Raw genomic sequence first — 23868 nt, 5'->3', positions numbered from 1 at the left:
CATGAAAATCCGCATCCTTAATCAAACTGACAACGAGCTTAAAATCGAAATTGAAGGCGCTGGGCACGGCGTCTGCAACTTGCTTCAGAAAAAACTTTTGGAAAATAAAAAAATTGACCAAGCAGGCTACGATGTGCCTCACCCCTTGGCGTCTAACCCCGTGATTTACCTGCGTACTGTTGAGGGCGTTTCGCCAAAAGAGGTTCTGCTGGAAGCTGCCGCGCAAGCCCGCGCGTCAAATCAGGCTTTCGCTACAGCTTTAGAAGAAATCATAAAACCCTAAACCCCATATTGCGCCTTCTTTTTGTGGGCGCGTTGTTTTTCGTTAACCTTATAATGGTTTCTTATCCATAAACGGTTGGGGAACCATTTTGGCTCAGAAACGCTTGCGCGTTGTTAAACCTGAAATCCGCGTTTTGGGAATAGATGATGGCAGATTTGTTCCCCACTCAAAAAGCATGGTTCCTGTGGTGGGGGTGGTTTTCCGCGGAGGTTTCTGGCTTGAAGGTGTGATGAGCACGCGCATAACGGTTGACGGGTTAGACGCCACCTCCAACATCGCCAGTATGGTGACTGCTTCGCCTCACTACAAGCAGCTTCGTGTGGTGATGCTTAACGGCATAACCTTAGGCGGCTTTAACGTGGTTGACATTCAAACTCTCAACGCCAAAATTGACCTGCCTGTCATTGCAGTGACCACAAGAAAACCTAACCTAACCCAAGTCCACGCTGCCCTGCAGAATTTGCCAAACAGCCAAGAGCGGTGGGCGGCGGTTTTAAAGGCAGGCGAAATTTTCCCTGTAACCACCCGAAGGACACACCAAGTCTACGTGGAAGTGGCAGGTTTGGATATGGCAAAGGCCGTGGAGGTGTTGCGGTTAACTTGCACCCGAAGCAAAACCCCTGAGCCCTTGAGGGTGGCGCATTTGGTTGCGTCTGGAATAAGCCTAAATAGTACTTAAGGTTGTAATTAGCAAAAGTTAAAAAGGAACCGCGTAAAGGAAACAGCGGAAACCGGAGATTTGAACTATGGAGTTTTGTCCTAAGTGTGGTTCTCGCCTAGAACCAAAGAAATCAAAGAACGGCAAAGAGGCAACCATCGTTCTTGTCTGCCCCAAAGATGGATACAAAAAAGAAACAGCGCAAAAAGCTGAGCCGCCTAAGGTTGTAGGTAAAGTCATACAACATAGCCCCCAGCAGCTAGTCGCTGTTATAGGAAAGGAAGAGCAGAAACTGCGGACCTTGCCTACCGTTAGGGTTGAATGTCCTAAATGTGGAAACAACACTGCCTATGTTTGGCAGGTGCAGACAAGAGGCTCCGATGAATCATCAACTCAATTCTTGCGTTGCACTAAATGCAACTACACTTTCAGGGAATACAGCTAGCAAACTCTGTTTCCTTTATTCTTCCTTTTTGAGTTTGATGAACACGATTTTTTAGCGTAAGGGTTAAGAGCTAAATCAACATATCACTGCATAACGCATAAGCACTAGAGAGGATAGCAGAGGATGTTTAAGCTCAAAGTAACCGACGCCAAACTCCTACGAGACATGGCTACAGCAATTTCCATTCTGGTCGATGAAGCCACATTCAAAATTGAACCCGACGGCTTAAAACTGAGGGCGATGGACCCCTCCCGCGTCGCCATGATAGACTTCGAGTGGCCCAAAACCATTTTTGAACAGTACGAATGCGCTGAACCCTCCAAAATGTGCATAAACATAAGCGAAATGCTCAAACTACTCAAACGCGCCGGCAAAGAAGAATCCGTCGAGTTAAGCCTTGACGACAAAACTGGAAAATTAGAGATTAAAATCACGGGCAAATATTCACGCAAATTCACCATGCCCACGCTTGAAGCATCCGAAGAAGAAGTGCCCACCCCCAAAATCACGTTTAATGTGAAAGCAAAAACCACCACCCAAGGTTTAAGCCAAGCCATCGAAGACGCCCAACTGGTCAGCGACCACGTGAAGATTGAGGCGGACGCCGAAAAGCTGACTTTACACGCCATGGGTGACCTGATGGGCGCCACAATTACTCTACAGAAAGGCAATGATGCCCTGCTGGATTTGGAGACAAAAGAGACTTCAAAGGCCACTTTCAGCTTAAGCTACTTGACAGAAATCATCAAGGCAGCCTCAGCAACCAGCGACATAGCCACCTTGGAGTTCTCCACGGACATGCCAGTGCGGATTGACTTCCAGCAGACCAAAGAGGGCAAATTGACGTTCTTCTTGGCACCCCGCATCGAGACCGAGTAATTAGGAAACGGGTATGACGCTGGAAACAGTCAAGTTTACCCCCAATGATTTGGCGAAGTACCCTTTCCTGAAAGACACCTCCTCATACATGAAGAGGATTGGCTTAGATATCGACGAGTTGACTAGCCCTGATTTAGCTCAAATTTTGAGCCGTGCGCATGACCGGCTGGAAAAATCTCTTTTGTTTGTTTCTGTAGGCGACCGCAGCATAAACGATGTTGAGATTCCCTCTTTTCCCGTGGCTATAATGCTTGCCATAGCCACCAAAAACAGCTTCATTAAACGACGCTACGCTTTGGCAGAAGCCAAGCAAGCTCATTTTGATTTTCAGTTGGAACCCAAAGACAAACTGGTGGCTATAGCCCAAGATTTTGGCTGGCAAATCGCCCAAAATACCGACGCAGAGTTGATGGGGCTTCCTATGGATTATTTTTCGGTGGGGCTGGCTGATTACCTGCGAAACATAACCCATCTGCGCGAAGAAAAGTGGAAGCTCATTAACCGTTTCATGGTCAAAGGCAGAGTTTACTTAAGTCAGCACGATGTCGCGCGACTCCTTCAGGAGGAAGTGCAAAGACGCATCGAAGCGAGGTTAGACACCAAGGAGGTGCCCCAGTTTCCCCCGCCCATAATGGATATAGCCGACAAGCTTGTCGAGTTGGCAAAAGAGAAAATCGGCGAATCCGAAATGGAAGGGTTCCCCAAAGTGGTTTCGCAATCCGCATTTCCACCCTGCATCGTGGCGCTCTACGACGCAGCATCACATGGACGCCACATAGGGCACGTGGGCAGATTCACCTTGACCTCCTTCTTGGTTACCATCGGCATGCCTCCTGAGAAAGTGGCTGAAGTTTTCAAGACTTCCTCAGACTATAACGCTCGGCTTACCCGTTACCAAGTGGAACACATCGCAGGCTCCCGCGGTTCAGGCACTCAATACACGCCGCCCAGTTGCTCTACGCTTCAGACTCACGGTGTTTGCGTGGGCAGCGATGGCCTTTGCCGCCGCGTACGACATCCCTTGCGTTACTATTTGCTTAAGCAAAAGTTGTCTCCACCTGAGACACCGAACGCATAAATCCAAGGTTCCGTTAGTCTATTCGAACCGCAGTCTTCTGTACAACCTTTATTACCCCTACCAATTTGAATTTACAGTTGAAGGCGTCTCTATGTCTTGCCATGTTGAGGGCAATTTAGAAGTCAACACAAATTTGGGCATCATTCTGCCTACATACTGCGAAGCCCAAAACATAGGACGCCTAATCAACGAAATTGGCGCACTTCCTCTGCAAGCGTCGGTTCTTGTCATCGATGACAGCAGCCCCGACCAAACCGCAGAAATCGTGAGGAACCTTCAAACAAAAAATGACAACCTACTTTTGATGGTGCGCCCCAAAAAAAGTGGCTTAGGCTCAGCAATCACTGACGGCTTTCGCGCTTTCCTACGGCTCAAAAATGTCCCCCAATTTGTGGTCACCATGGACGCTGACTACTCTCATAACCCAGCGGACCTGCCCCGCTTGGTGTCTCATGTAGGCGGCGGATGTGATTTGGTTGTCGGCAGCCGATACTGTAGAGGCGGCAAAATTGAAGGTTGGCCGTTTGCCCGAAAAGTCATCAGTCGAGGCGCTAACGCCATTGCGCGAGGAATCTTGGGGTTAAAGCTTCACGACTGCACCAGCGGCTTTCGGTGCTACTCCACAAGTTTGGTGGAAAAAACCATCGGTTATCTGCACAGCCAGACCTATGATATTCAAATTGAAACTGTTAAGCAAGCTCATTCGCAAGGCTTCACAATAAAAGAAGTTCCCATCGTGTTTGTTAACAGGAAACGGGGAAAATCAAAGCTTACCCTTGTGGAAATCGAAAACTACCTCTCCTACATATTCAAGACTGTCCTTAGCAGTCCAAACCCTTAAACCATTTTTTCTTATTTTAACGGCTGTTTGCTTTCTTTTATTTTTTTCAGATAAGGTGAACCTTTAAGAACTTCTCTGACTAAGTACGGAAACATGACGCCGCTTCCCGTCAAATGCACACTTAGACTTGGAGGCTGATTTCCTGAAGCGTTTTAGGGCAGGAAATTTTCTTCTGGTTGGGTCTTTGCTGCTTGTCCTTTTGGGGGTTTCGCTTTCGCTTGTCAGCTTCTTCCCCAATTCAGGTGGTCTGCAGCAGGGGGGTGTCATAGTTGATGATACGTTTTGTTTGTCGCCTAACGAGACTTACCGTGAAGGGCTGGGAAGCTTCCACGGCGACGAAACAATAACCCTCTATGTGAACCAAACCGGAACAGGGGCTCTAAACTTCACTCTGCTAACCTACAATGGGCAACGTTACTCCACCGTTTCCGCCGCCAACCTCACTCACACTTTTCCCGCAGGCGCAGACTACTACGAAGTCGCCTTCCAAGCCAACGCATTCACCGCCACGCAAGTGCATCTTCAGGCGTTCGTAATCGAACCCTCTCTGACTTACCCGTTTTCTTGGCTAAGCCTCCCCGCCAAAATCCTGTTCTACGTCGGCTGGGCAACCCTAATGCTGTTCATCCTTCTGCCCTTCATGAAACACCGCATCCAAACCCCCAAAAAAACGTCTCCTCTCCCTTCGTTTCTGAAGGGCAAACGTCTCCGCTGGCTTCAAGTAGCCGTTTTGCTGTCGCTGGCGTTTTGGTTGGTGCTTTTGGTGGTGAATGCTTATCCGATGGCAACATTTGAAAACTGGTACACGGACAGCGCGCGGCATCCGTACACTTCAATTCTTTTCACCAAAACTGGTTTTTCCGTGTTTGACACACCTCTGGGCGTTCTTTCCAACGCGGACCACTCTTTTTACAAGTTCGTAACTTGGTCCGAAATGCCTAACCTCTACCCCATTGGTAGCGTCTTTTTGTATCTGCCTTTTGGTGCCTTGCTTGAAGGGGGCATTTCGCAGGCTTTGGTTTACAAGCTGGAGCTTGCCTTGCTGCTGGTTGTCTCACACGTGTGTTTGTACCTGTTTCTTAAACGGTTCTGGAAGCAGGACCTTAACTTCGCCTTGAAAGCTTTAGCAGTCTACATCTTCTACATTGTGCTGGTAGTTTTCGCAGCTAACGGGCAGTCCGATTCGGTTGCCTTTCTTTTCTCCATACTTGCCGTTTCCTTCTTCTTGCAAGAACGATACGACCTGTTTCTTCTGCTCGGAGCCGTTTCCACCACTTTCAAGTATCAAGCCGGCATTTTTCTGCTGCCCTTTGTAGTGGTGAGTCTGATTAAGCTGTTTCAGGCTTCCCCGCCTAAAATATTGCTCAAAAACAAAGTGTTCCTAGCTGCCGTGGGCTTAGCTGTGGTTGATTTGTTCACGGCGTACTTGAGCGCCCCGTTTCTATCCAATGCTCGACCCGAATTAATAATGAATGTTGCCAACGCGTTCAATCCGCATGCCCAAATTCCCTGGGGGCTACAAGCTTTGGCAGTGTCCCTGACGCTTGCCCTTACCTTAACCTGCACGCTGTATGTTTTGAACCGAACACGATTGATGGCTCTGTGTGCCGCTTTCACTTTGCTGCCCATCTTTTCGATGCCGTATTTCCAGCCTTGGTACTTGCTGTTCTTTTTTGTTTATCTATTGATTCCTCAGTCAAAGCCTTCATTGCGGGCGTCGACGTTGTGGCTTGTTTTGGTGGCGCTAATTTTGACGTTTGGGGGCATAGCCTTTAATCCACTGGCGCTTGTAGACAACATACGGCATGTGCTTGGCTTCTAAGCCTGTTTTCCTTGAACTTTTCTAGCTTCATTCCAAAGAGCTTAATTGCTAAACCCGCAGACTAACTACCAGAACATGGCTACGGAGGGTTGACAATGGCTTCTAGAGACTGGGTTTACACGCAATTTAGCGCCTTCTACAAAGACGCCAACTACCAGTTTCCACAGCCTTCCTCCTTTAGCCAACGCGAATACGCTTTTCTACTCTTCAAAGAACGCGCCATGGTTCGCCACAAAGAATTCGCCAGCCCCACAGCTCTACGTTCTGCGCTACGAGAGCGCATCCCCTCCGACGTTTACCATTCCTGCGCGTACTACGAGAACCCCCAAGCCGATATGGATAAGAAAGGCTGGCAGGGTGCAGACTTGGTTTTTGACATCGACGCCGACCACATTCCCACAAGCTGCGGCAAAATCCACGACGAATGGCACTGCAGCAACCCCAAATGCCTCGTGGAAGGCGGCATGGTGGGCAAAGGCGTAACCCCCGAAGAGTGCCCCGCCTGCGGCGGTGTCAAATTCGAAACCAAAACTTGGGCATGCGAACAATGCATCGACACAACCCGCACGGAAACCCGCAAGCTCCTTGACATGCTCACCAACGATTTTGGTTTCTCAAAACATGAGATTCACACCTATTTTTCGGGGCACCGCGGCTACCACATCCACGTCGAAAACGAAGCCGTCCGCAGCCTTGACACCACGGCACGTAAAGAAATCGTGGACTACGTCTGCGGCATAGGCTTAGACTTGTTTGACAAGAACCGCAAAGACAAATCTAAAAAGGGCAAGAAGAGCAAAAAGCAGTCACGGGTTTTCAGCCTTGGCGAGTACGGGTGGAAGCGACGCCTCAAAGTCGGCATACGCAAATACCTCACACAAGCCACAAAAGAGGACCTGAAAGAAATCGTTGCCAACAAAAAAGCAGCAAGCATCATTTTCAACAACAAAGATACCCTGCTGCAGCGGTACATCGAAGAGGAACGCTGGGACATCCTCAAAGGGGTCGGCTACGAAACCTGGATGCAAATAGCCGAACACGTCAAAGACCGTGAAATCGCCCAAATCGACACCGTGGTCACCACCGACGTGCACCGCCTTATCCGCGCCAACGGCACCTTGCACGGTAAAACAGGCTTGCTGAAGGTGGAGTTTCCCGTTACGGAGTTGGATTCTTTTGACCCGTTTATGGGGGCAGTAGCTTTTAAAAAGGGCACCGCGCAAGTTGTGGTCTCAGATGCGCCGCAGTTTACGTTGAGGGGCAAAACGTTTGGACCCTACAAAAACCAGAAGGCTGAGGTTTCGACGGCGGCGGCGGTGCTGCTCATACTTAAGGGCAGGGCAAAGTTAGCGGAGGAGCAAAACAGTCATGTATGATGAGCTTTATGCTGCGTGGCGGCTGGAAATCGAAAACGCCGAGTTAGGCAGCTTGCCCTCCGACTTCTACTCGCGGGTTGCTGATTACCTGCGCCAAATCAAAGAAGAAAACCATGTGCAGGAGCAGAAAACCCTCAAAACCAAGCTGCTGGAACGCGAAAAGACAAACGTGACAAAGATGACCGGCGAGTTGATTGCGGCTCGGTACCGTAAGCTGGCGAAGATGATTGTGGCGGGAAAAACGCCGCCGATGGATTGCTTGGCGCTTGAGGAGCAGCAGTTGTGCACGGGTATTGTGCCTTCTGCGGAAGCGTTTGCCCGGTTTGCCGCGGGGCTTTTGGAGGGCAAACTGTTTGTCCTCAACGTCCAAGCCCCGACCGAGGCTGCTTCAGAGCCGCCAATTGTGCATAAACGGGTTACTTTGCGGTTCCTAAAACCGGTGCCCTCCATCATCGGGTCAGACATGAAAAGCTACGGGCCCTTCTTGGTGGAAGACGTGGCGTCGGTGCCCATTGAGAACGCTAAAATTCTGGTCAAGCAGGGTTTAGCAAAACAGATTGACCTGCATTAACGGACGGTTTAGGTTTAGTTTTTTTGTGTTTACGCCACAGGCTATGGACAGCCAAAATCAGCAGCGGATAAACCACAATCCACGTCATCGCATACAGCGGACCATAGTAGAAGTGAATGTCTTGCACTTGGATGGAGTTTTCGCCGTAGGTCATGCCTGCCAAAAAAATGTTCACAATCCGCAGAGAATTGATAAAGTACGTGACTAAGGCGCCACACGCGAAGAGTCCGATTTTGCTTTTTACGCTGATGGGTATGCGTTTGAGAAACAGCAAGATGACGACGGTGAAGATGAGGAAGCTTTCGATGCCTGCGCAGGGCCACGCGATGGAGAAGCTTGCGGAGGCGAGGCTGTTGGGGTCTGCCGCGGTTAAGGTGGGCGTGTTCTCGAAGTATGTGATGCTGGTGGTGTAGCCCATGAGGTTGAGGATGGCGGCGGCAAGGGTGGTTGTGGTGGGAACAAAAATCTGAAACGGCGTAAACTGCCCGTAGGGGAAAACGTTGTCTATGGTGTAGATGGCACCCACCATTATGAGAAAGAAGGCGGGTAGCACAAACGCCTTTAAGCCTTTGAAGCCGAAGGCGAGGAGCATGATGGCGCAGAACATGGCGGCAAACGCAAGGTACTCAATCGACAGCGGCATCGAGCTTGCCCATGCGATGTTCATCTGGGTTGCCCCGTCTGCGATGGCGCCGTTTAAGCCCCAATAGTAAGACGCCACAACATAAAGGGTCGGCAACGCCAGAGAAGCTGTAAACGCGGCGGTTCGGGCTGAAGCGAGCCGTTGAAGCTTGGTTTTGTTTAGGGCTTCCGCACCCAAAATTAGTTCCAAGGCAATAAGCCAGATGAAAAACAGCTGAAACGTTCTGCCCTTCCACATTGCCTCAAACGACACAGGCTCCAACCCGTACAGCCACAGCAGCGGAACAGCAAACGCAGCCACAGGTAGCAACTTAAATATGAGGTTTGCGTGTTGCTTGAGGGTCTGCAGAAGGTTGAGCATAACCTTTTTGACCTGATGCTATACTACGGTCGGTTTGTGTTTAAAAAACCGTACGCAAACCGCTTAGAGGATTCCTGTTTTCAGTATAGATGATATATTTCCTATAGCGTTTTGTCTTACCTTTTTTATTCTCTTCTTTTTGCTTCTCCAAATCTCTATCCTTAGCCCAAACATTATTTTAGTTAAATCCTGCTTACGGTTTTTCTCTTTTCTGTGTTACGCATAACTTCAACTTGGTCTGTTGCGTTGCTCCACTTCTCATCGAAGTAATCCTGAAAAATCCCAATCAACACGGGGTTGTTTGACCACAAACTTGGCGTCCCAAAAGGGCTGAACGTCGTGGTGTTCATCAAGACCTCCTTATTATCAAACAACGACAGCGTGATGGGCGGAGAGTCAAAAGTGCATCTGACTTCAAAATTGCCTTTGTCCTGTAAGGTTAAGACTTTTTTATGCAGCTTCTCGCCTTCATTCATGTATGTAATAAGCCGAACGTTTAAGCCCTTATCTGCTGGTTTCTTCAAAAAATGCATCACACTCTCAATTCCAAACATGGAGAACGCCTTCCAATAGAAAAGAAAATCACAGTTCTTTTGGCTGCGCTCCTTCATTTCGTCTAGTTTCCTCCACGTGGCTCTGTTATGAGGAATCAGGGCAAACTGGTATTCCTGTTGAGGCAGTTTTTCTTTGTCGCTTCTTGTGTTTCTTCTAAGCAGCTCTTTTGTTCTTAACCTGATTTCCCGATATTCTTGTGTTTGCCGTTCAAGCAGCATCGGCGCCCCATCCTGTATAGGCACAGCCTTGTAAACGGTTGGGTTGGTAATCATTTTTTCAACTAAACGTAACTCTTGAAGTTTGGATACTATCCGATATACATTAGCTCGGTCTATTTTGGTGGTGTTTGAGAGTGTTTTTATGGTGGCTTTTTCCAGCTTAGTGAGCGTGAGATAGATTTCGGCTTGCAGAATCGTAAGCCCCAAACGAGTAAGTGTCTGAATATCTTCTTCAATTATCATTTTTATCTTCTTCAAAGCTTCCGTTACTTGCTGATTGTTTCCTTTTTAGTCGCTTAATAATTTTTTCTGTTTCTGTTTATGTAGGCAACAGACGCCATTTTTTAAAAATTCACCCAGACAAATGGGAGGCTGCAAAAATTAAGGAGAGAGAGTTCGAAATGACAAACAACCAACCCTTAAATAAGGTTAGATTTAAAGGGACAAAATCTGTGGCGACAATGACTCTGATTCTGCTGCTGTCTTTTTCTTCCTTAGCCGTAGCCCTTCCGATTGCAACCGCTCACACACCCGAATGGAACATCCCCACATATGCTTACCTCAACGTTGCTCCTGACCCCGTGGGGGTCGGTCAGACTCTGCTGTTGACCTTCTGGCTTGACAAAGTGCCCCCCACGTCAAACACAATTTACGGCGACCGATGGCAAGATTTTACAATCGACGTTACAAAACCTGACGGGTCAACCCAAACCCTTGGACCATTTACCTCCGACAATGTTGGGGCAGCTTGGGCCGAGTTTATGCCTGAAACTGTTGGAGTCTATTCCTTCCAGTTCTCATTTCCTGGGCAAATACTAAGCAACGAGAACCCTGCGCCAGGTCCAGTTAATGAATACGTTGGCGACTACTACCAGCCCAGCATCAGTCACATAGTCGAAGTTACTGTGCAGCAAGACCCAATAGAGCCCTGGCCCGCAACGCCTTTCCCCAATGACTATTGGACGCGCCCCATAAATAACATGAATCCCGAATGGAAGGCGATTTCAGGAGACTGGCTGATGACCAGCCGCGACGTTCCCGACTCCAGCGTAAACAGCTACAACCCCTACAGCACCGCACCAGACAGTGCACACATAATGTGGACCTACCCCGTAGCCATTGGAGGCGTAGTTGGAGGAGACTACACTGACACAAACTACTACACTGGAATGTCCTACGAAAACAAATTCACCAACCCAGTAATCATGTACGGGCGACTCTATTTCAATATGCCTCTTAGCACCTCCGCAGGCATAGGCGGAACTGTCTGCATTGACCTACGAACCGGCGAAACCCTATGGCACCAAAAAGACATCAGTATCTCGTTTGGACAAGAGTTCGATTACATGTCACCAAACCAATTCGGAGCAATCCCCTACTTATGGTCAACTGGACGCACATACAACGTGTATGACCCAGACACAGGGGACTGGCTGTTTAGCTTCGAGAACGCAACCACCGGCTCAACCCTCTACGGTCCAAACGGAGAACTGCTGGTATACATCCTTGACGGACGGAATAATTGGCTTGCATTGTGGAACTCAACCAAAGCCGTTATGGAGTACGCAACCAACCCCTGGACTTGGAGACCGCTCACTGTAAGAACGATGGATTGGGGAAAAGGAATACAATGGAACGTAACTACTAACTCCTACAGCAGTCCCGCGACGCAATCAATTGCGGCAGTCACCGACGATATTGTGCTTGCAACCACTGGATCCATGATGGCTGGGTATAGTTCCCAAATGGAAATCGGCTATGACGCAAGAACTGGCGAAGAGTTGTGGGTGCAAAACCGCTCCACACCCGTTGGGGCAACTTCTTGGGCGCTCATGGGCAGCGCAGGAGACGGCGTCTACACCGAATTCTATCAAAGCTCAACCGAATGGCAAGGCTTTGACCTCTACAGTGGCGAGCAACTCTGGGGTCCAACTGAATCCTACCCAAGAGCTTTTGGTATGTACTCTTGGCGGTCAAGCAACGCTGACGGCATACTGTACGCAATTGACTACGGCGGATACCTACACGCATACAACATCCAGACAGGCGAGCTTGAATGGGACTTCTTTGCAGGAAGCAGCGGAATAGAAACTCCCTATGGTGCATGGCCTCTTAACCATCCATCCCCAGTAATCGCTGACGGAAAAGTCTACGTGTCGTCGGGTCACGGCTACAATCCACCGCTGTTCAAAGGAGCAAAAATGTACTGTGTTAACGCAACCAACGGTGAACTCATCTGGAGCCTCTTGGGCTTCCATTCATACAATCCTATGCTAATCGCCGACGGTTACCTAGTGGCATACAACTCCTATGACGGTCAAATATACTGCTATGGGAAGGGACCCACCGCAACTACAGTTACCGCACCAAATGTTGGTGTACCCTTAGGGTCAAGCATCATACTCAGCGGCACTGTTACTGACGTCGCAGCAGGCACAAACCAAGATGCACTGGCAGCACGTTATCCAAACGGAGTTCCCGCAATCTCAGACGAAGACATGAGCGCATGGATGGAGTACCTCTACATGCAGCAGCCCAAACCAAACGACCTAACAGGCGTTTCGGTACATTTGACCGCTCTTGATTCCAACGGCAACACCCAAGAAATCGGCACCGCAGTCAGCGACTACTTAGGTAACTACGCATTTGATTGGACGCCCCCAATACCAGGAATGTACACTGTGACCGCATCATTTGAAGGTTCAGCATCCTACTACCCCAGCGAAGCAGGAGCCTCTTTTGTTGTCTCCGAAGCCGCCGCGCCCGCTGTGACGCCAACTCAACCGCCAACGCAAACAGCCGCACCAACACCAGCCCAAACCCCAGCACAGACAGTTGCCCCTTCACCTAGCGAAGCTCCGCAGCCAGCCACAACCGCAGCGTCACCCACAATGACCTACATAGCCATAGGCGCAGCCGTAGTTGTCATCGTCGTTACTGCAGCTGCATTGGTGCTAAGAAAACGCAAATAGCCACCAACATTTCCCTTTTTTCTTTTGTAAAACGCTGTCGATGTTACGAGGGGCTGAGTGGACGGGCTTAAAGAAGCTGATTCCAACTTGCTTGTTGGGCTTCATCCTTCTCTCCTAATGCTTTCGCTTGGGGCCCCAGCAAACCCTCAATCAATACTGTGCTGCTCAATGTTTTATGTGTGAGCATGTGTTGTTCAGGTGGATAGTCAAGAAAACACAAAGCCGCGCATTAAGCGTGGCACTACCTTAACAAGAACAGGGGCTATCTAAACACGCTTCACCGAAATTGCTGGGCGTCATAGACCACGCTGGCGCCAACCAAAACGCCGCGGGTAGCGAAAAAGTATAAGAGTGCGCATGTTTTCTTTATGGAAAGCTGGTAGTGAAAACCGTGAACGTTCCCAAAGAAGTAACCACGTATTGCCCAAAGTGTAAAGCTCACAAGGCACATCAAGTCGCCCTCTACAAGGCAGGCAAACGCAGAGCCATGGCAGTAGGCGAACGCCACCACAAACGCGAAAAAGAAGGCTACGGCGGACAAGGCTTCCCCCTGCAGAAAGAATTTGCCAAAACCACCAAAAAACAGACTTTGCGCCTAAAATGCAAAACCTGCGGCTTCATGCGCCACAAAGAGGGCATGCGCCTTAGAAAACTCACAATTGCTTAGGAGAAAAAAACATGAGCGAATGGAACAAACTCATACCCAAACCCCGCAGTTCATTCCTGCGAGTAAAATGTCCCAAATGCGGCAACGAACAGCTGATTTTCAGCCACGCCGTCAATGTCGTTAACTGCAACGTATGCAACGCTGTGCTCGCTGAGCCCCGCGGCGGAAAAGCCGAAATTAAAGGCGACGTGCAAGCAGTTCTCGAATAAACCCAAAGGAAGAACCCCGGATGGCGGAGAGAAAACCCGAATACCCCGAACCAGGCGACCTGGTTATCGCGACGATAGAAAACGTCACCGACTACGGAGCGTACGCTAAACTCGACGAATACGATAAACGAGGTTTACTCCACGTCTCTGAAATCAGCAGCAGCTGGATCCGCAACATCCGCGATTTTGTGCGTGAAAACCAAAAAATGGTTCTCAAAGTTCTCCGCGTTGACCCTGTGAAGGGGCATGTTGACTTGTCGCTGAGGCGGGTCACCAAGCGGGAACGCATCGAAAAAATCAAGTCGTGGAAAAAAGAACGCAAAGCTGACGCCCTGTTGCGTGGGGTAGCTGAAAAAGTGGGTTTAACTGCCGACGAGGTTTACGAGAAAGCAGGTTTGCCTTTGGACGAAAAATACGGCTTATACGAAGGCTTTGAAAAGCTCGTTAAAGATGGACCTGAAGTTTTGACTAAGCTGGGCGTTTCTGAGGAGCTGGCTAATGTTTTTGCTCAGGTTGCCGAAGAACGTATCCGCCTCAAGATGGTTAAAGTCCGCGGCACTTTGGAAATTCGTTGTATGAAACCCAACGGCGTTCGATGTGTACAGGATGCCTTTGCGGCTGCACGAAAATCTGAAAAAGCCCGTGACGCCAAAATCGAGTTCGCCGTCATTGCTGCACCAAAATACAGTTTGGAGGTTTCTGCGGATAACTGGAAACGTGCCGAGGAGCTTTTGCAGCGAGTTAGCCAAGCTGTGGTGACTAACGTGACTAAGGCTGGCGGGCAGGGTTCTTTTAGAAGGGAGAAGTAGTGGTTTGGCTTCTGCGTAGATGTGAACGCTGCAGCCGCTACACACTTAACACGGATGTTTGCCCTCACTGCGGCGGCAAGGTACACGTTCCGCATCCTGCCAAGTTCTCTCCTGAAGATAAATATCTAAAGTACCGTTTAGCACTCAAAAAGCAGGCGCAGGAGCAGCAAGCAAAATGAAATCCACATACGTCAAAGAGTTCTCGCCGATTCAGGCAAACAACCCCATCTTAATTGAAGGCTTGCCTGGGTTAGGTTTGGTGGGCAAAATCGCCCTACGCTACCTGATTAAACAGTTTAAAGCCAAAAAATTCGCCTACCTCTACAGTCCCCATTTTCCGTATTTCGTTCTTGTTAACAGCAAGGGCAGCGTGAGGCTTCTGCGTGGAGCCTTCTACTACGTCAAAGACCCCGCGGAGAAAAATGACCTCATCCTGTTCACGGGGGACAGCCAATCCCAAACCATTGAGGGGCAATACGAAATCGCCGCCAAAATGGTCTCCTTTGCTAAGAAACAAAGTGTACACACCATAGTCACCATCGGCGGCTACCGCATGGAAACAGAAGAAAAACCCAAAGTGGTCGTTGCAGGCACCAACCAACGCATCCTAGAAAAAGCCAAAGAAGGCGGCGCAACAGTCAGCGAAACAGGCAGCCCCATTGTAGGCACCGCAGGGCTGATTCTGGGGTTAGCGCGCTTCAAAAAAATTGATGCCTTATGCTTGCTGGGTGAAACTCGCGGCTACCTGCCTGACCCGTTGGCGGCAAAAAGCGTCATCGAAGTTATAAACAACATGTTCAACCTCAACATTGACTTGACAGGCATAAACCAAGAGGTTGACAAAGCCGACAAGATGGTGGTGCGGCTGCAGAAAATCGAGGAGAAACTAGCAGTGCAGGCAGAGGAAACGCGCAAGGAAGAAGACAAGAAAACTACCTACATCTCCTAGATCCGTAGCTTAGCTACGTCTTGGACCTACCTCTATCCCTCTACGTTTTCGCAGCCTTCAAGCGCCTACCTTCTCATAGATAAACAAGAAAATGCTTCAGGTTAGCGTGTGCTTTGTCGTTTAGGTTTTCTTTAGGCGTCCTTCCCCTGGCTCATACAAGGTGCCTTCCCGCAGCAGCTGCCCAATCATCCGCTCAATTTCAGACCGCGACAGCTTATGCTTCTCCTCCAACACCGCAACCAACGCGTCTTTCTCTACCGTTCCAGTTTCCCGCTCCATGTCAACGACTGCCGAGAGCACAACCTGCAGCTTGTCGCGGACGCTTTTTGGTCTGCCCGTCATTATGATATCGATGTCCATTTTGTAGCTGGACATGTCAATGCCCACTTCTTCCAGACTGCGTCTCATCAGAGTAATTGCAGCTTCGGCATCTTCGCCAGTGACTTCTTTGCGCAAAGCTGAACGTGCACGGGCTTCGGCAACTCGGACCAGCGACTCTAACTGTCTGGCTGTGATTGCCACTGGCGAGCCTTCTGATTCGCTTGCGGAACGCATGGCTAAGTAGAACTCACGCAGCCGATTCAAGGCGTCGTTGGAGAGTTCGGGCTGGATGCTTTTGGCGTAGCTGATGTATTTGCGCAGGAATTCCGCGTCCACGGGGGCCTCCACGGGGCTGATGCCGCGTTGGTGAATCTCCAAGATGTGCTGGCTCATTTTGCCGTCCGCTTCCCGGTCGGGCACATCTCGCAGCACAAAGATGATGTCGAATCTGGAAAGGATGGTGACGGGTAGGCTGATGTTTTCTGCGACGGTTCGGTGAGGCTCATACCTGCCCAACGCGGGGTTAGCCGCCGCTAAAACTGCGGTTCGTGCGTTAAGTGTGGCGACGATGCCGCCTTTTGCGACGGAAACCGTGTGCTGTTCCATGGCTTCGTGGATGGCAACGCGGTCTTCCGGACGCATCTTGTCCATTTCGTCGATACAGGCAATTCCTTTGTCGGCTAGTACCAGCGCGCCTGCTTCCAACGACATGGAGCCGCCCTTCTCTCGGACCACAGCCGCCGTTAAACCTGCCGCGGTGGTGCCTCTGCCTGAAGTGTACAAGCCCCGCGGAGCAATCCTGGACACGTACTGCAGCATCTGGCTTTTGGCGGTTCCAGGATCGCCGATCAAAAGTGCATTCATTTCGCCTCTGACGTTTACATCAGGCAAGGTTTTGCTGCAGCCGCCGCAGAGCAGGTACAGGATGGCTTCTTTGATGTGGCTGTAACCGAAGATGCTGGGGGCGATGCTGCTGGTGAGTTTCTTGTGAACTTGGGGGTCTCTGGCTAAGGCGAGGATTTTTTCTTCTTCCTCTTTGGTTATGATTGTGGTTTCGGGTTCTTTTCCCATAACCTCGATGCTGTTGGCGTCCAACTGCAAAATGAAGGTGCGGAGCTTGCCGATGCCAGGGCGGCTGGGGGCGAAGGCGTGCACTATACCTACGATGCTAACGTGGTCGCCTGGTCGAGCCACGTCGACGACTTCGCTGCCGATTAGTTTGACGGCTAACATTCGGGGCAGTTGCCCTGGGGGGAGGTCTTCGGGGCGTTCCTGCAGGCGCAGGTCTTGGCTGTCGATGAATGCGGAGTCGTCTTGCATGAATTCGAAGGGGCCGTCTTTGCTGCAGTCGGGGCTGCTGCAGACTGCTGGTGCCTTGAGGAATTGGCCTGACTGTTCGACGCGGTTGACGGTGCCGCATCGTTTGCATTTGAAGGCGGCTACCATGACCATGGGTCGGACGGGGGTGGCGCGGACAACGATGGCTTCAAGCATGACCAGTTTGCCCATTTGTTTGCTGCCTAGTTTGCGGAGCTGTTCTCTGCCCAGCAGGTTGACTATGCGTACCGTGATTTTTTCGGTTCTCTCGGCGTATTCGCGGTCTTCAATGATTAACTGGGCGTAGGCGGCGTTGTTGGCGTGCTGGAGGTACTCGTCGGGTTTATCCAGCAGGGTTTCGGCGAGTTTTTGGTCAAACGCAAAAAGGTCTTCAAAGTCAACAGTGAAGCTTTCTCTGCCTTGGATTGCCATCTGACCGATTTTTTCTCGGTACGTCTCTTTTTTGAAAAATTCCAGAAAACGCTCTTGTGGGTCAGATGAATCTTCTCTTGCCATACCTTAAGTCCCCTTTTTAGGTTGCTTCATGTTGCAGGATGTGGGCTTTCCATTCGCTGACGATTCTTGCCAACTGCAGGTAAATTAGCCGTTCTTCCGCGGTTAGTTTGTTTATGATTTGTTCTCCTTGGATGGGCACCGCTGAGAGGGTCACGATTTTTTTGAGGCGGGAATTTACAATGTCGTCGGCGAGGTGCTTGGTTCGCTGGTAGGTCTGAATTTTTTCGGGTTGCTGTGCGAAGTCTTGTTTGAGCTCTTTGAGGTAGCGGCGGATTTTAGGGTAAAAATCTTCAGGTAACTCGCTGATTTGCCCTGCGACTTGCACGCGTTCTTTCCACTGGACCTTGTAGAGTTTGGTTGCGTCAAGATTGTCTTCTTCCCGGAAGTGCACGATGCCCGCTTCGGCGAGGGCTTCACCTATCCAGTTGTACACGTCGTATTCGTTGCCTTCCTGAAACGGACCGACTTTGATGCCTGCCAGCTTCATCTCTGGGTAATTGCGGTTAGCAATTACTTTCACGCGGGAATTTTCAAAACGAAAGTCCAAGTTTTCCAGTTTCAGCGGCAACGCTCTCATTCCTCAGCTAAAGTGTGGGGATGAAAACTATTACGAGGCGGCATTAAAGAGTTTGTATTAAGAACTAAACATGCTGACAACGGTGGCTGAGCACTGCTGTAGCTTATCCGCTGGGGTTTGCTTGTTTTAGCGTTGAACCTTAAGCCTTACTTCATACGTGAAGCTTGAAGTGTTAGTTTTTTAAGTAGTTCCTACACATCACTACCCGCTCAAAACACATGAGAACAGAGGCATCAGCATGGATGACCGAGCCAACGTAATTAAAGAAGCCATAACTGAGCAGGAAACCCAGTTTTTAGCCGTCTATGTCGAAGCCAAAAACAGCGTGCTCGTACTGCTCAGCGAAAGCGAAGACAAACTGGGCACCTTAGCCATTGCCGTGCCTAAACCCAGCGACAGCCTCAGCTATGTAGCTACCTCTTCGATTCTGGTGGGTAACAAGAACGAGATTTCCGCGCGTATGTTCTCCGAGTACATCGCCACCAAAAAAGGCAAAATCGCTCTGGTCTCTGTTTACTTAGAGAAATACACCGAGATGCAGGCGCAGTCGTTTTTTAAGCGGCTGGTTGAAAAAGTTTTAGACGGAGAAAAATCCAAGCCGCAAGAAAAAATCTAACTCCCCGAGGTGTTGATGTGATTAGAAGGGTTTTTCCTTCTGAGTTTAACGCCGTTTTAGACGTGATTAACGATGCCGCGCAGGCTTACAAGGGCGTGATTCCTCAAGACATGTGGCGCGAACCCTACATCACCGCCCAAGAGCTCTCAGAGGAAGCCGCGCGGGGAGTGGCGTTTTATGGCTGGTACGAAAATGGTGCTTTGCTGGCAGTTATGGGTATCCAGCCCGTGAAGGATGTCACCTTGATTCGACACGCCTACGTGCTCACAAGCCACCAACGGAGGGGGCTGGGCGCCAAGCTGCTATCTTACCTGTTGAGATTGGCGAAGACGAGGCAAGTGCTGGTGGGGACTTGGGAGGCTGCTTGGTGGGCGGTGCGGTTCTACGAGAAAAACGGCTTTCGGCTCATCCCTAAAGAGAGTCATCTGCGGCAATACTGGACCATACCTGACAGGCAAGCTGAAACCTCCGTGATTCTGCGACTGGACCAGTGAAACGCCGCCTTATGCTTTAAAAACTTGCAGCCACATTTTCATTTGGCGTTTGTCATGAAGCAGACCAAACTCTTCAAGGTTAACCCCCAGCAGCCCGAAGCCGAAGCGATAACGGAAGCCGCAGCCATAATCCGGTCAGGTGGGCTGGTTGCTTTCCCAACTGAAACCGTTTACGGGTTAGGCGCTAACGCGCTTGACGCCGACGCAGTTCTGGCGATGTTTGCCGCTAAACAGCGCCCGCTGGATAATCCGCCAATTGTTCATGTGGCTGACGTTTCAGGCGTTTATAAGCTCGCTCAAGAAGTGACGCCTAAAGCGGAGTTGTTGATGAAGCAGTTTTGGCCTGGACCCTTAACGCTGGTTTTTCCGCGTTACGCGGATGTGCCTGAGGTGACCACCGCGGGGTTGGCGACGGTGGCGGTGCGGATGCCCAAACATGCCGTTGCTTTAGCTTTGATTAAAGCATGTGAGGTTCCTGTGGCAGCGCCCAGCGCAAACCTCGCTGGCAAACCCAGCCCCACCAACGCCCAGCACGTGTTTGACGACTTGAACGGGCGCATAGACGCCATCCTCGACGGTGGACCAACCACGATTGGCGTTGAATCCACTGTGTTAGATGTTAGTGTTGACCCGCCTATGGTTTTGCGTCCAGGCGGAACCTCCGTAGAAGCCCTGAAAAGCGCTTTAGGTGAGGTGCAACTTCACCCCTTTATCACCGCTGAAGCGGAACTGGCACCGAAAGAGGCGCGGTCGCCGGGCATGAAACACAAACACTACGCCCCAAAGGCGCCGATGTATGTGGTCGAGGGACCAATTCCTGTGGTTATGCATCAAGTCAAAGAGTTCATCAGCGCCTGTTGGCTGGAGAACCGGCGGGTGGGGGTTTTGGCGACGGATGAGACGGCGTGGGCTTACGAGGCGGATGTGGTGAAGTCCATGGGGAGCCGCCGTAACTTGGACGCCATTGCTGCAAACCTGTTTAGGCTGCTTAGAGAGTTTGACGAGGAAAACTTGGATGTGATTATCTCTGAAAGTGTAGCCTCTGATGGGTTAGGCTTAGCGGTTATGAACCGCCTGTATAAGGCTTCAGGCTACAAAATCATTAAGCCACCCACTGGACCCACCGCATAACTTCACAAACCCCATTTTTCATGTGGACGCGGCTGCTTTTCTTCTCTTGCATATTTTTTGTATTCGGGCTTTTGAGAAAAATTTATATTTATACATCTTATTGTTCCGTTTAGCACTCAACAATTGTAAGCAAGAAAAAACACTGGTGAAATGATATGTCTCAAGGTGGAACAGTTCCCATTCTCGTACTAAAAGAAGGAACCGGAAGGTCAACCGGTCGCGAAGCGCAAAAAAACAACATAATGGCTGCAAAAATCGTAGCTGAAACAGTGAAAAGCACGTTGGGACCAAGCGGCATGGATAAGATGCTTGTAACAAGCATGGGAGACGTCGCCATAACCAATGACGGCGCCACCATCATGAAAGAACTTGATGTCCAGCACCCAGCGGCAAAAATGTTGGTTGAAGTTGCAAAAGCACAAGACAACGAAGTCGGCGACGGAACAACAACCGCAGTGGTTTTAGCTGGAGAATTGCTCTCCAAAGCAGAAACTCTGCTAGACAAAAACGTGCATCCAACTGTCATTATCGAAGGCTTCAAAAAAGCAAGCGATAAAGCCCAAGAAATCTTGGATGCTCTTGGGTTGCCTGTAAAGTTTGAAGACGAAAAAACCTTGCAAGATGTGGCTTTGACTTCTCTTTCCAGCAAGGGTATCTCCAATGCCAAGGACCTCTTTGCCAAGATTGCTGTTGACGCGGTTAAGCAGGTTTCTGAGAAAGCCAACGGCGGCTTGAAAGCCGACATTGACCTTATCAAAATCGTGAAGAAACACGGCAAAAGCCTTGAAGAAACCGAACTTGTCAAAGGCATGGTCATCGACAAGGAAGTCTCCAACTCCCAGATGCCCAAGCTCGTTGACGGCGCAAAAATCGCTTTACTTAACGCTAAGATCGAAATCGAAAAAACCGAGTTTGACGCAAAAATAAACATCGAAAGCCCAGACCAGATGAAATCTTTCCTAGACGAAGAAGAACATATGCTCCGCGAAATGGTCAATTCCGTTGTAACCGCAGGCGCAAACGTTGTTTTCTGCGAGAAAGGCATTGACGAGATGGCGCTTCACTTTTTGGGCAAAGCAGGCGTGCTAGCCATTAAAAGTGTAAGCAGCAGCGACATGGAAAAACTTGCCCGAGCAACCGGCGGCAAAATCCTCTCCAACATCAAAGACCTCAACGCCCAAGCCCTTGGTCAAGCCAAGAAGGTGGAAGAAGTCAAAATCGGCGACGACAAACTGGTCTACATACGTGACTGTGCAAATCCCAAAGCCGTAACCGTCGTCATCCGCGGCGGCACCGACCACGTTATTGACGAAGCGGAACGCAGCCTCCACGATGCCCTATGTGTCATCCGCAACGTTGTGGAAGACGGCAAAATCGTTGCAGGCGGCGGCTCACCCGAAGCAGAACTAGCCAAAAACCTGCGCGCGTTTGCAGTGAAGGTTGGCGGTCGCGAGCAGTTGGCAGTTGAAGCCTTCGCTGAAGCCGTTGAATCCATTCCCCTCACGCTTGCAGAAAACGCAGGTTTAGACCCCATAGACATCATGGTCGCACTCAGAGCCAAACACGAAGAAGCCAACAGCAAAACCTTTGGCATCGACGTAACCACCGGCAAAATCGTGGACATGTGCGGTCTGCTGATTCTGGAACCTCTACGCGTGAAGCAGCAAGTCGTCAAATCTGCTACAGAAGCAACCAACATGATTCTGAAAATCGACGACTTAATCAGCATCAAAGGCACAGGCGGCGGCGCTCCACCAATGCCCCCAGGCGGAATGGGAGGCATGGGCGGTATGGGTGGCATGCCTGGTATGGGCGGAATGCCCTACTAAGCACCTTTTTCCCTTTTTAATTTCTGTTCTCCGTTTATTGTTTAGTTGCGTTTTGCACCAGTTTTATATTCATGTACGCCTCAAAGTAGCTTTACAACTACCGTTTTGCAGAGGAATCACCCTGAAGCACGTAAAAATCTCCGCCTTTGACTGTCCCAATGCATGGTTTGAAGCATTAAACCAAATTTGGGTTCAAGGCGACATCTTCCGCGTTGGTTTTGGCTCTGAAGAAACCGAAACCAAAAAACTCAATCTCTCAATCGAGATTGCCCATCCCGAGAACCGACCGTTAGTCAGCGATAAGGCTCCTTGCGACTTCAAGTATGTGCAGGGGTACGCGTTGGAGTATTTGTGGTGTGGCGAAAAGCAGGAGGAAACCTACACATACGGAAGCAGACTCAACAACCCCTACGGCGAGAAGCGCCCGATTAACCAAATCGAGGAAGCCGTCGCCCGTTACGTCGAAGAGCAACGAGACCGCCAAGTCACCATGGTCATTCGGCTCCCCGAAGACATCAAAAAATTCGATGAGCACCACCGAAAATCAGAACCGCCCTGCCTCAGCCTAATCGACACCGAAATCCTTGAAGGCAAAATGCACCTCACCTGCTACTTTCGCAGTTGGGACGCCTACGCAGGGTTACCCGCCAACATCGCGGGGCTCCAACTCTTCAACGAAGCATTCGTGTCAGAAATTAACAGCCGCAGCAACCTTGACTTGGAAACGGGTAAACTGATTTTTCACAGCAAAAACTGCCACATCTACCAACGGCAGTATAAGCTGGTGGAGGAACTGTTAAACCCCAAAAACGAAACCAAATCTTCTTCTGCCGCTTTCACCTCCAAGAACCACCCTAAATAAAAATGAGTCTGCTGTGCGTGGTGAGTGGGTTGAATCGGCGGGGTCAGGCCGTTAGCCACGCGGAAGGGAAAATTCGTTGAGGGTTTGGGGACTTTTCCCGCGTTTGGATAACCTCATCGCCCGCCAAAAATTGAAGGTGATACAACATTATTAGATTTTGCGTCCAAACCCGATATACTTCGTATCCGTAAGAATTTGCTGTTTCCAGACTGCTATTTTAGTTACCAAAAGCATGGAATGTAGTCCCTGATTCGGAAGGGCACCCCTAAAGCTTCCACCACTGCCCCAACCTTTGCAAGGTCCACTTCGGGCATCCTCACCGCGGAAACCTCCACCTCAAGCCCCCCCGCTTTAGCTTTCTGCACAAAATCAACCGTTACCTTGAACGCGTTGGGGATGTTGGGGCGGCAGTTCTCGCTGTAGGTCTCTTGGTCATGTCCGTTTAGGCTAACGCTGGCTCGGCTAACCCCTGCGGCTTTAAGTTCTTCAGCAACGTTTCTGCCCGGGTTAAGGGCGTAGCCGTGTCCGTTAGTGTCCAGCCGAATCGGAATTTGCGGGTGATGCTTTTTTATCCACCTTGCTGTTTCCAGCAGGATATCGAGCCGCGCGGTAGGTTCACCAAAGCCGCAGAACACAACCTCCTTCCAACGCTGGTTTGGCAGGGTCTGCTGGAGCTGGGTGGTGATTTCGGGTAGGGTGGGTTCTTTGGTGAGTTTAAGGTTGAAGCCGCCTACGCCGGGTTTAAAATTGCGAAAGCAGAACCAGCAGTTGTTGCTGCATTGGTTGGTTAGGTTTAGGTAAAGGCTGTTGTTTAGCCAGTAGACTGCAGTGGGGGCGGGGTTGTTTGTCATTTTACCTCACATTTAATGT

Annotated in this window: 25 protein-coding genes; 20 read left to right on the top strand and 5 right to left on the bottom strand. The window is 50.1% G+C overall.

Features of this window, described 5'->3' with window-relative positions; genetic code table 11:
- The first annotated feature begins 1 nt into the window (after nucleotide 1).
- From ACBZ72_10330 to ACBZ72_10290, 9 genes are all read left to right on the top strand, one after another.
- Nucleotides 2–283, top strand: coding sequence for an RpoL/Rpb11 RNA polymerase subunit family protein (locus ACBZ72_10330; GenBank protein ID XES76567.1), 282 nt, complete (start codon nucleotides 2–4; stop codon nucleotides 281–283).
- Nucleotides 284–371: 88 nt separating this feature from the next.
- On the top strand, nucleotides 372–962 hold the full coding sequence (locus ACBZ72_10325) for a DUF99 family protein (protein ID XES76566.1): 591 nt from the start codon (nucleotides 372–374) through the stop codon (nucleotides 960–962).
- 67 nt (nucleotides 963–1029) lie between these two features.
- Nucleotides 1030–1386, top strand: coding sequence for a transcription factor S (locus ACBZ72_10320; GenBank protein XES76565.1), 357 nt, complete (start codon nucleotides 1030–1032; stop codon nucleotides 1384–1386).
- A 123-nt stretch (nucleotides 1387–1509) separates the two neighbouring features.
- Entirely contained in the window at nucleotides 1510–2265 is a 756-nt protein-coding gene (gene pcn, locus ACBZ72_10315) for a proliferating cell nuclear antigen (pcna) (GenBank protein ID XES76564.1), read from the top strand.
- 13 nt (nucleotides 2266–2278) lie between these two features.
- Entirely contained in the window at nucleotides 2279–3343 is a 1065-nt protein-coding gene (locus tag ACBZ72_10310) for a hypothetical protein (protein ID XES76563.1), read from the top strand.
- 91 nt (nucleotides 3344–3434) lie between these two features.
- Nucleotides 3435–4184, top strand: coding sequence for a polyprenol monophosphomannose synthase (locus tag ACBZ72_10305; GenBank protein XES76562.1), 750 nt, complete (start codon nucleotides 3435–3437; stop codon nucleotides 4182–4184).
- Nucleotides 4185–4368: 184 nt separating this feature from the next.
- Nucleotides 4369–6006 (top strand): hypothetical protein, encoded by a 1638-nt coding sequence (locus ACBZ72_10300; protein XES76561.1) that lies wholly within the window; start codon nucleotides 4369–4371, stop codon nucleotides 6004–6006.
- A 95-nt stretch (nucleotides 6007–6101) separates the two neighbouring features.
- Nucleotides 6102–7382, top strand: coding sequence for a DNA primase small subunit domain-containing protein (locus tag ACBZ72_10295; protein XES76560.1), 1281 nt, complete (start codon nucleotides 6102–6104; stop codon nucleotides 7380–7382).
- On the top strand, nucleotides 7375–7953 hold the full coding sequence (locus ACBZ72_10290; GenBank protein ID XES76559.1) for a hypothetical protein: 579 nt from the start codon (nucleotides 7375–7377) through the stop codon (nucleotides 7951–7953). The genes ACBZ72_10295 and ACBZ72_10290 overlap by 8 nt, the downstream gene beginning before the upstream one ends.
- On the opposite strand, the gene ACBZ72_10285 is transcribed toward ACBZ72_10290, so the two are convergent.
- Both ACBZ72_10285 and ACBZ72_10280 read right to left on the bottom strand, forming a co-directional pair.
- Nucleotides 7916–8956 carry an exosortase/archaeosortase family protein gene (locus ACBZ72_10285; protein XES76558.1) on the bottom strand — a complete coding sequence of 347 codons (1041 nt, stop codon included), beginning with the start codon at nucleotides 8954–8956 and terminating at the stop codon, nucleotides 7916–7918. The two genes, ACBZ72_10290 and ACBZ72_10285, sit on opposite strands and share 38 nt — an antisense overlap.
- 182 nt (nucleotides 8957–9138) lie before the next feature.
- Nucleotides 9139–9972, bottom strand: a complete 834-nt coding sequence (locus ACBZ72_10280) for a TrmB family transcriptional regulator (protein XES76557.1) — start codon at nucleotides 9970–9972, stop codon at nucleotides 9139–9141.
- Between the two features lie 218 nt (nucleotides 9973–10190).
- Here ACBZ72_10280 and ACBZ72_10275 point away from each other — a divergent pair, with 218 nt between their 5' ends.
- The 6 genes from ACBZ72_10275 to ACBZ72_10250 all read left to right on the top strand — a co-directional run bounded on the left by ACBZ72_10275 (nucleotide 10191) and on the right by ACBZ72_10250 (nucleotide 15335).
- Nucleotides 10191–12701, top strand: coding sequence for a PQQ-binding-like beta-propeller repeat protein (locus ACBZ72_10275; GenBank protein XES78676.1), 2511 nt, complete (start codon nucleotides 10191–10193; stop codon nucleotides 12699–12701).
- Nucleotides 12702–13092: 391 nt separating this feature from the next.
- Entirely contained in the window at nucleotides 13093–13368 is a 276-nt protein-coding gene (locus tag ACBZ72_10270; GenBank protein ID XES76556.1) for a 50S ribosomal protein L44e, read from the top strand.
- A gap of 11 nt (nucleotides 13369–13379) precedes the next feature.
- Entirely contained in the window at nucleotides 13380–13577 is a 198-nt protein-coding gene (locus tag ACBZ72_10265; protein XES76555.1) for a 30S ribosomal protein S27e, read from the top strand.
- A 20-nt stretch (nucleotides 13578–13597) separates the two neighbouring features.
- Nucleotides 13598–14386 (top strand): translation initiation factor IF-2 subunit alpha, encoded by a 789-nt coding sequence (locus tag ACBZ72_10260; protein XES76554.1) that lies wholly within the window; start codon nucleotides 13598–13600, stop codon nucleotides 14384–14386.
- Nucleotides 14386–14565 carry an RNA-protein complex protein Nop10 gene (locus tag ACBZ72_10255; protein XES76553.1) on the top strand — a complete coding sequence of 60 codons (180 nt, stop codon included), beginning with the start codon at nucleotides 14386–14388 and terminating at the stop codon, nucleotides 14563–14565. The genes ACBZ72_10260 and ACBZ72_10255 overlap by 1 nt, the downstream gene beginning before the upstream one ends.
- Nucleotides 14562–15335, top strand: a complete 774-nt coding sequence (locus ACBZ72_10250; protein ID XES76552.1) for a proteasome assembly chaperone family protein — start codon at nucleotides 14562–14564, stop codon at nucleotides 15333–15335. Before ACBZ72_10255 ends, ACBZ72_10250 begins: the two co-directional genes overlap by 4 nt.
- A gap of 120 nt (nucleotides 15336–15455) precedes the next feature.
- On the opposite strand, the gene ACBZ72_10245 is transcribed toward ACBZ72_10250, so the two are convergent.
- Entirely contained in the window at nucleotides 15456–17489 is a 2034-nt protein-coding gene (locus ACBZ72_10245) for a minichromosome maintenance protein MCM (GenBank protein ID XES76551.1), read from the bottom strand.
- Nucleotides 17490–17505: 16 nt separating this feature from the next.
- Nucleotides 17506–18057, bottom strand: coding sequence for a hypothetical protein (locus ACBZ72_10240; protein XES76550.1), 552 nt, complete (start codon nucleotides 18055–18057; stop codon nucleotides 17506–17508).
- A 247-nt stretch (nucleotides 18058–18304) separates the two neighbouring features.
- On the opposite strand from ACBZ72_10240, the gene ACBZ72_10235 reads away from it, so the two are divergent.
- From ACBZ72_10235 to ACBZ72_10215, 5 genes are all read left to right on the top strand, one after another.
- Nucleotides 18305–18682 carry a hypothetical protein gene (locus tag ACBZ72_10235; protein XES76549.1) on the top strand — a complete coding sequence of 126 codons (378 nt, stop codon included), beginning with the start codon at nucleotides 18305–18307 and terminating at the stop codon, nucleotides 18680–18682.
- Between the two features lie 17 nt (nucleotides 18683–18699).
- Nucleotides 18700–19176 (top strand): GNAT family N-acetyltransferase, encoded by a 477-nt coding sequence (locus tag ACBZ72_10230; protein ID XES76548.1) that lies wholly within the window; start codon nucleotides 18700–18702, stop codon nucleotides 19174–19176.
- 54 nt (nucleotides 19177–19230) lie between these two features.
- Complete coding sequence (locus tag ACBZ72_10225) at nucleotides 19231–20307, top strand: L-threonylcarbamoyladenylate synthase (GenBank protein ID XES76547.1); 1077 nt, start codon at nucleotides 19231–19233, stop codon at nucleotides 20305–20307.
- Nucleotides 20308–20462: 155 nt separating this feature from the next.
- Nucleotides 20463–22136 (top strand): thermosome subunit beta, encoded by a 1674-nt coding sequence (gene thsB, locus ACBZ72_10220; protein XES76546.1) that lies wholly within the window; start codon nucleotides 20463–20465, stop codon nucleotides 22134–22136.
- A 52-nt stretch (nucleotides 22137–22188) separates the two neighbouring features.
- A complete protein-coding gene (locus tag ACBZ72_10215; protein XES76545.1) occupies nucleotides 22189–22998 on the top strand; it encodes a thymidylate synthase in 810 nt (269 codons plus the stop codon).
- A 221-nt stretch (nucleotides 22999–23219) separates the two neighbouring features.
- Here the strand turns inward: ACBZ72_10215 and ACBZ72_10210 are convergent, their stop codons facing one another.
- Nucleotides 23220–23849, bottom strand: a complete 630-nt coding sequence (locus tag ACBZ72_10210) for a TatD family nuclease-associated radical SAM protein (GenBank protein ID XES76544.1) — start codon at nucleotides 23847–23849, stop codon at nucleotides 23220–23222.
- Nucleotides 23850–23868 lie beyond the last annotated feature (19 nt).

The sequence above is a fragment of the Candidatus Bathyarchaeia archaeon genome (assembly GCA_041447175.1).
Taxonomy (GTDB): Archaea; Thermoproteota; Bathyarchaeia; order Bathyarchaeales; family Bathycorpusculaceae; genus JADGNF01.
This window is presented reverse-complemented; position numbering and strand designations above follow the sequence as displayed.

Excerpts from the sequence above, each read along its gene's own strand:
- ACBZ72_10330 (XES76567.1), top strand. The coding sequence starts at position 2 with ATGAAAATCCGCATCCTTAATCAAACTGACAACGAGCTTAAAATCGAA.
- ACBZ72_10320 (XES76565.1), top strand. The coding sequence starts at position 1,030 with ATGGAGTTTTGTCCTAAGTGTGGTTCTCGCCTAGAACCAAAGAAATCA.
- pcn (XES76564.1), top strand. The coding sequence starts at position 1,510 with ATGTTTAAGCTCAAAGTAACCGACGCCAAACTCCTACGAGACATGGCT.
- ACBZ72_10310 (XES76563.1), top strand. The coding sequence starts at position 2,279 with ATGACGCTGGAAACAGTCAAGTTTACCCCCAATGATTTGGCGAAGTAC.
- ACBZ72_10305 (XES76562.1), top strand. The coding sequence starts at position 3,435 with ATGTCTTGCCATGTTGAGGGCAATTTAGAAGTCAACACAAATTTGGGC.
- ACBZ72_10295 (XES76560.1), top strand. The coding sequence starts at position 6,102 with ATGGCTTCTAGAGACTGGGTTTACACGCAATTTAGCGCCTTCTACAAA.
- ACBZ72_10290 (XES76559.1), top strand. The coding sequence starts at position 7,375 with ATGTATGATGAGCTTTATGCTGCGTGGCGGCTGGAAATCGAAAACGCC.
- ACBZ72_10285 (XES76558.1), bottom strand. The coding sequence starts at position 8,956 with ATGCTCAACCTTCTGCAGACCCTCAAGCAACACGCAAACCTCATATTT.
- ACBZ72_10280 (XES76557.1), bottom strand. The coding sequence starts at position 9,972 with ATGATAATTGAAGAAGATATTCAGACACTTACTCGTTTGGGGCTTACG.
- ACBZ72_10275 (XES78676.1), top strand. The coding sequence starts at position 10,191 with ATGACTCTGATTCTGCTGCTGTCTTTTTCTTCCTTAGCCGTAGCCCTT.
- ACBZ72_10265 (XES76555.1), top strand. The coding sequence starts at position 13,380 with ATGAGCGAATGGAACAAACTCATACCCAAACCCCGCAGTTCATTCCTG.
- ACBZ72_10260 (XES76554.1), top strand. The coding sequence starts at position 13,598 with ATGGCGGAGAGAAAACCCGAATACCCCGAACCAGGCGACCTGGTTATC.
- ACBZ72_10250 (XES76552.1), top strand. The coding sequence starts at position 14,562 with ATGAAATCCACATACGTCAAAGAGTTCTCGCCGATTCAGGCAAACAAC.
- ACBZ72_10245 (XES76551.1), bottom strand. The coding sequence starts at position 17,489 with ATGGCAAGAGAAGATTCATCTGACCCACAAGAGCGTTTTCTGGAATTT.
- ACBZ72_10235 (XES76549.1), top strand. The coding sequence starts at position 18,305 with ATGGATGACCGAGCCAACGTAATTAAAGAAGCCATAACTGAGCAGGAA.
- ACBZ72_10225 (XES76547.1), top strand. The coding sequence starts at position 19,231 with ATGAAGCAGACCAAACTCTTCAAGGTTAACCCCCAGCAGCCCGAAGCC.
- thsB (XES76546.1), top strand. The coding sequence starts at position 20,463 with ATGTCTCAAGGTGGAACAGTTCCCATTCTCGTACTAAAAGAAGGAACC.
- ACBZ72_10210 (XES76544.1), bottom strand. The coding sequence starts at position 23,849 with ATGACAAACAACCCCGCCCCCACTGCAGTCTACTGGCTAAACAACAGC.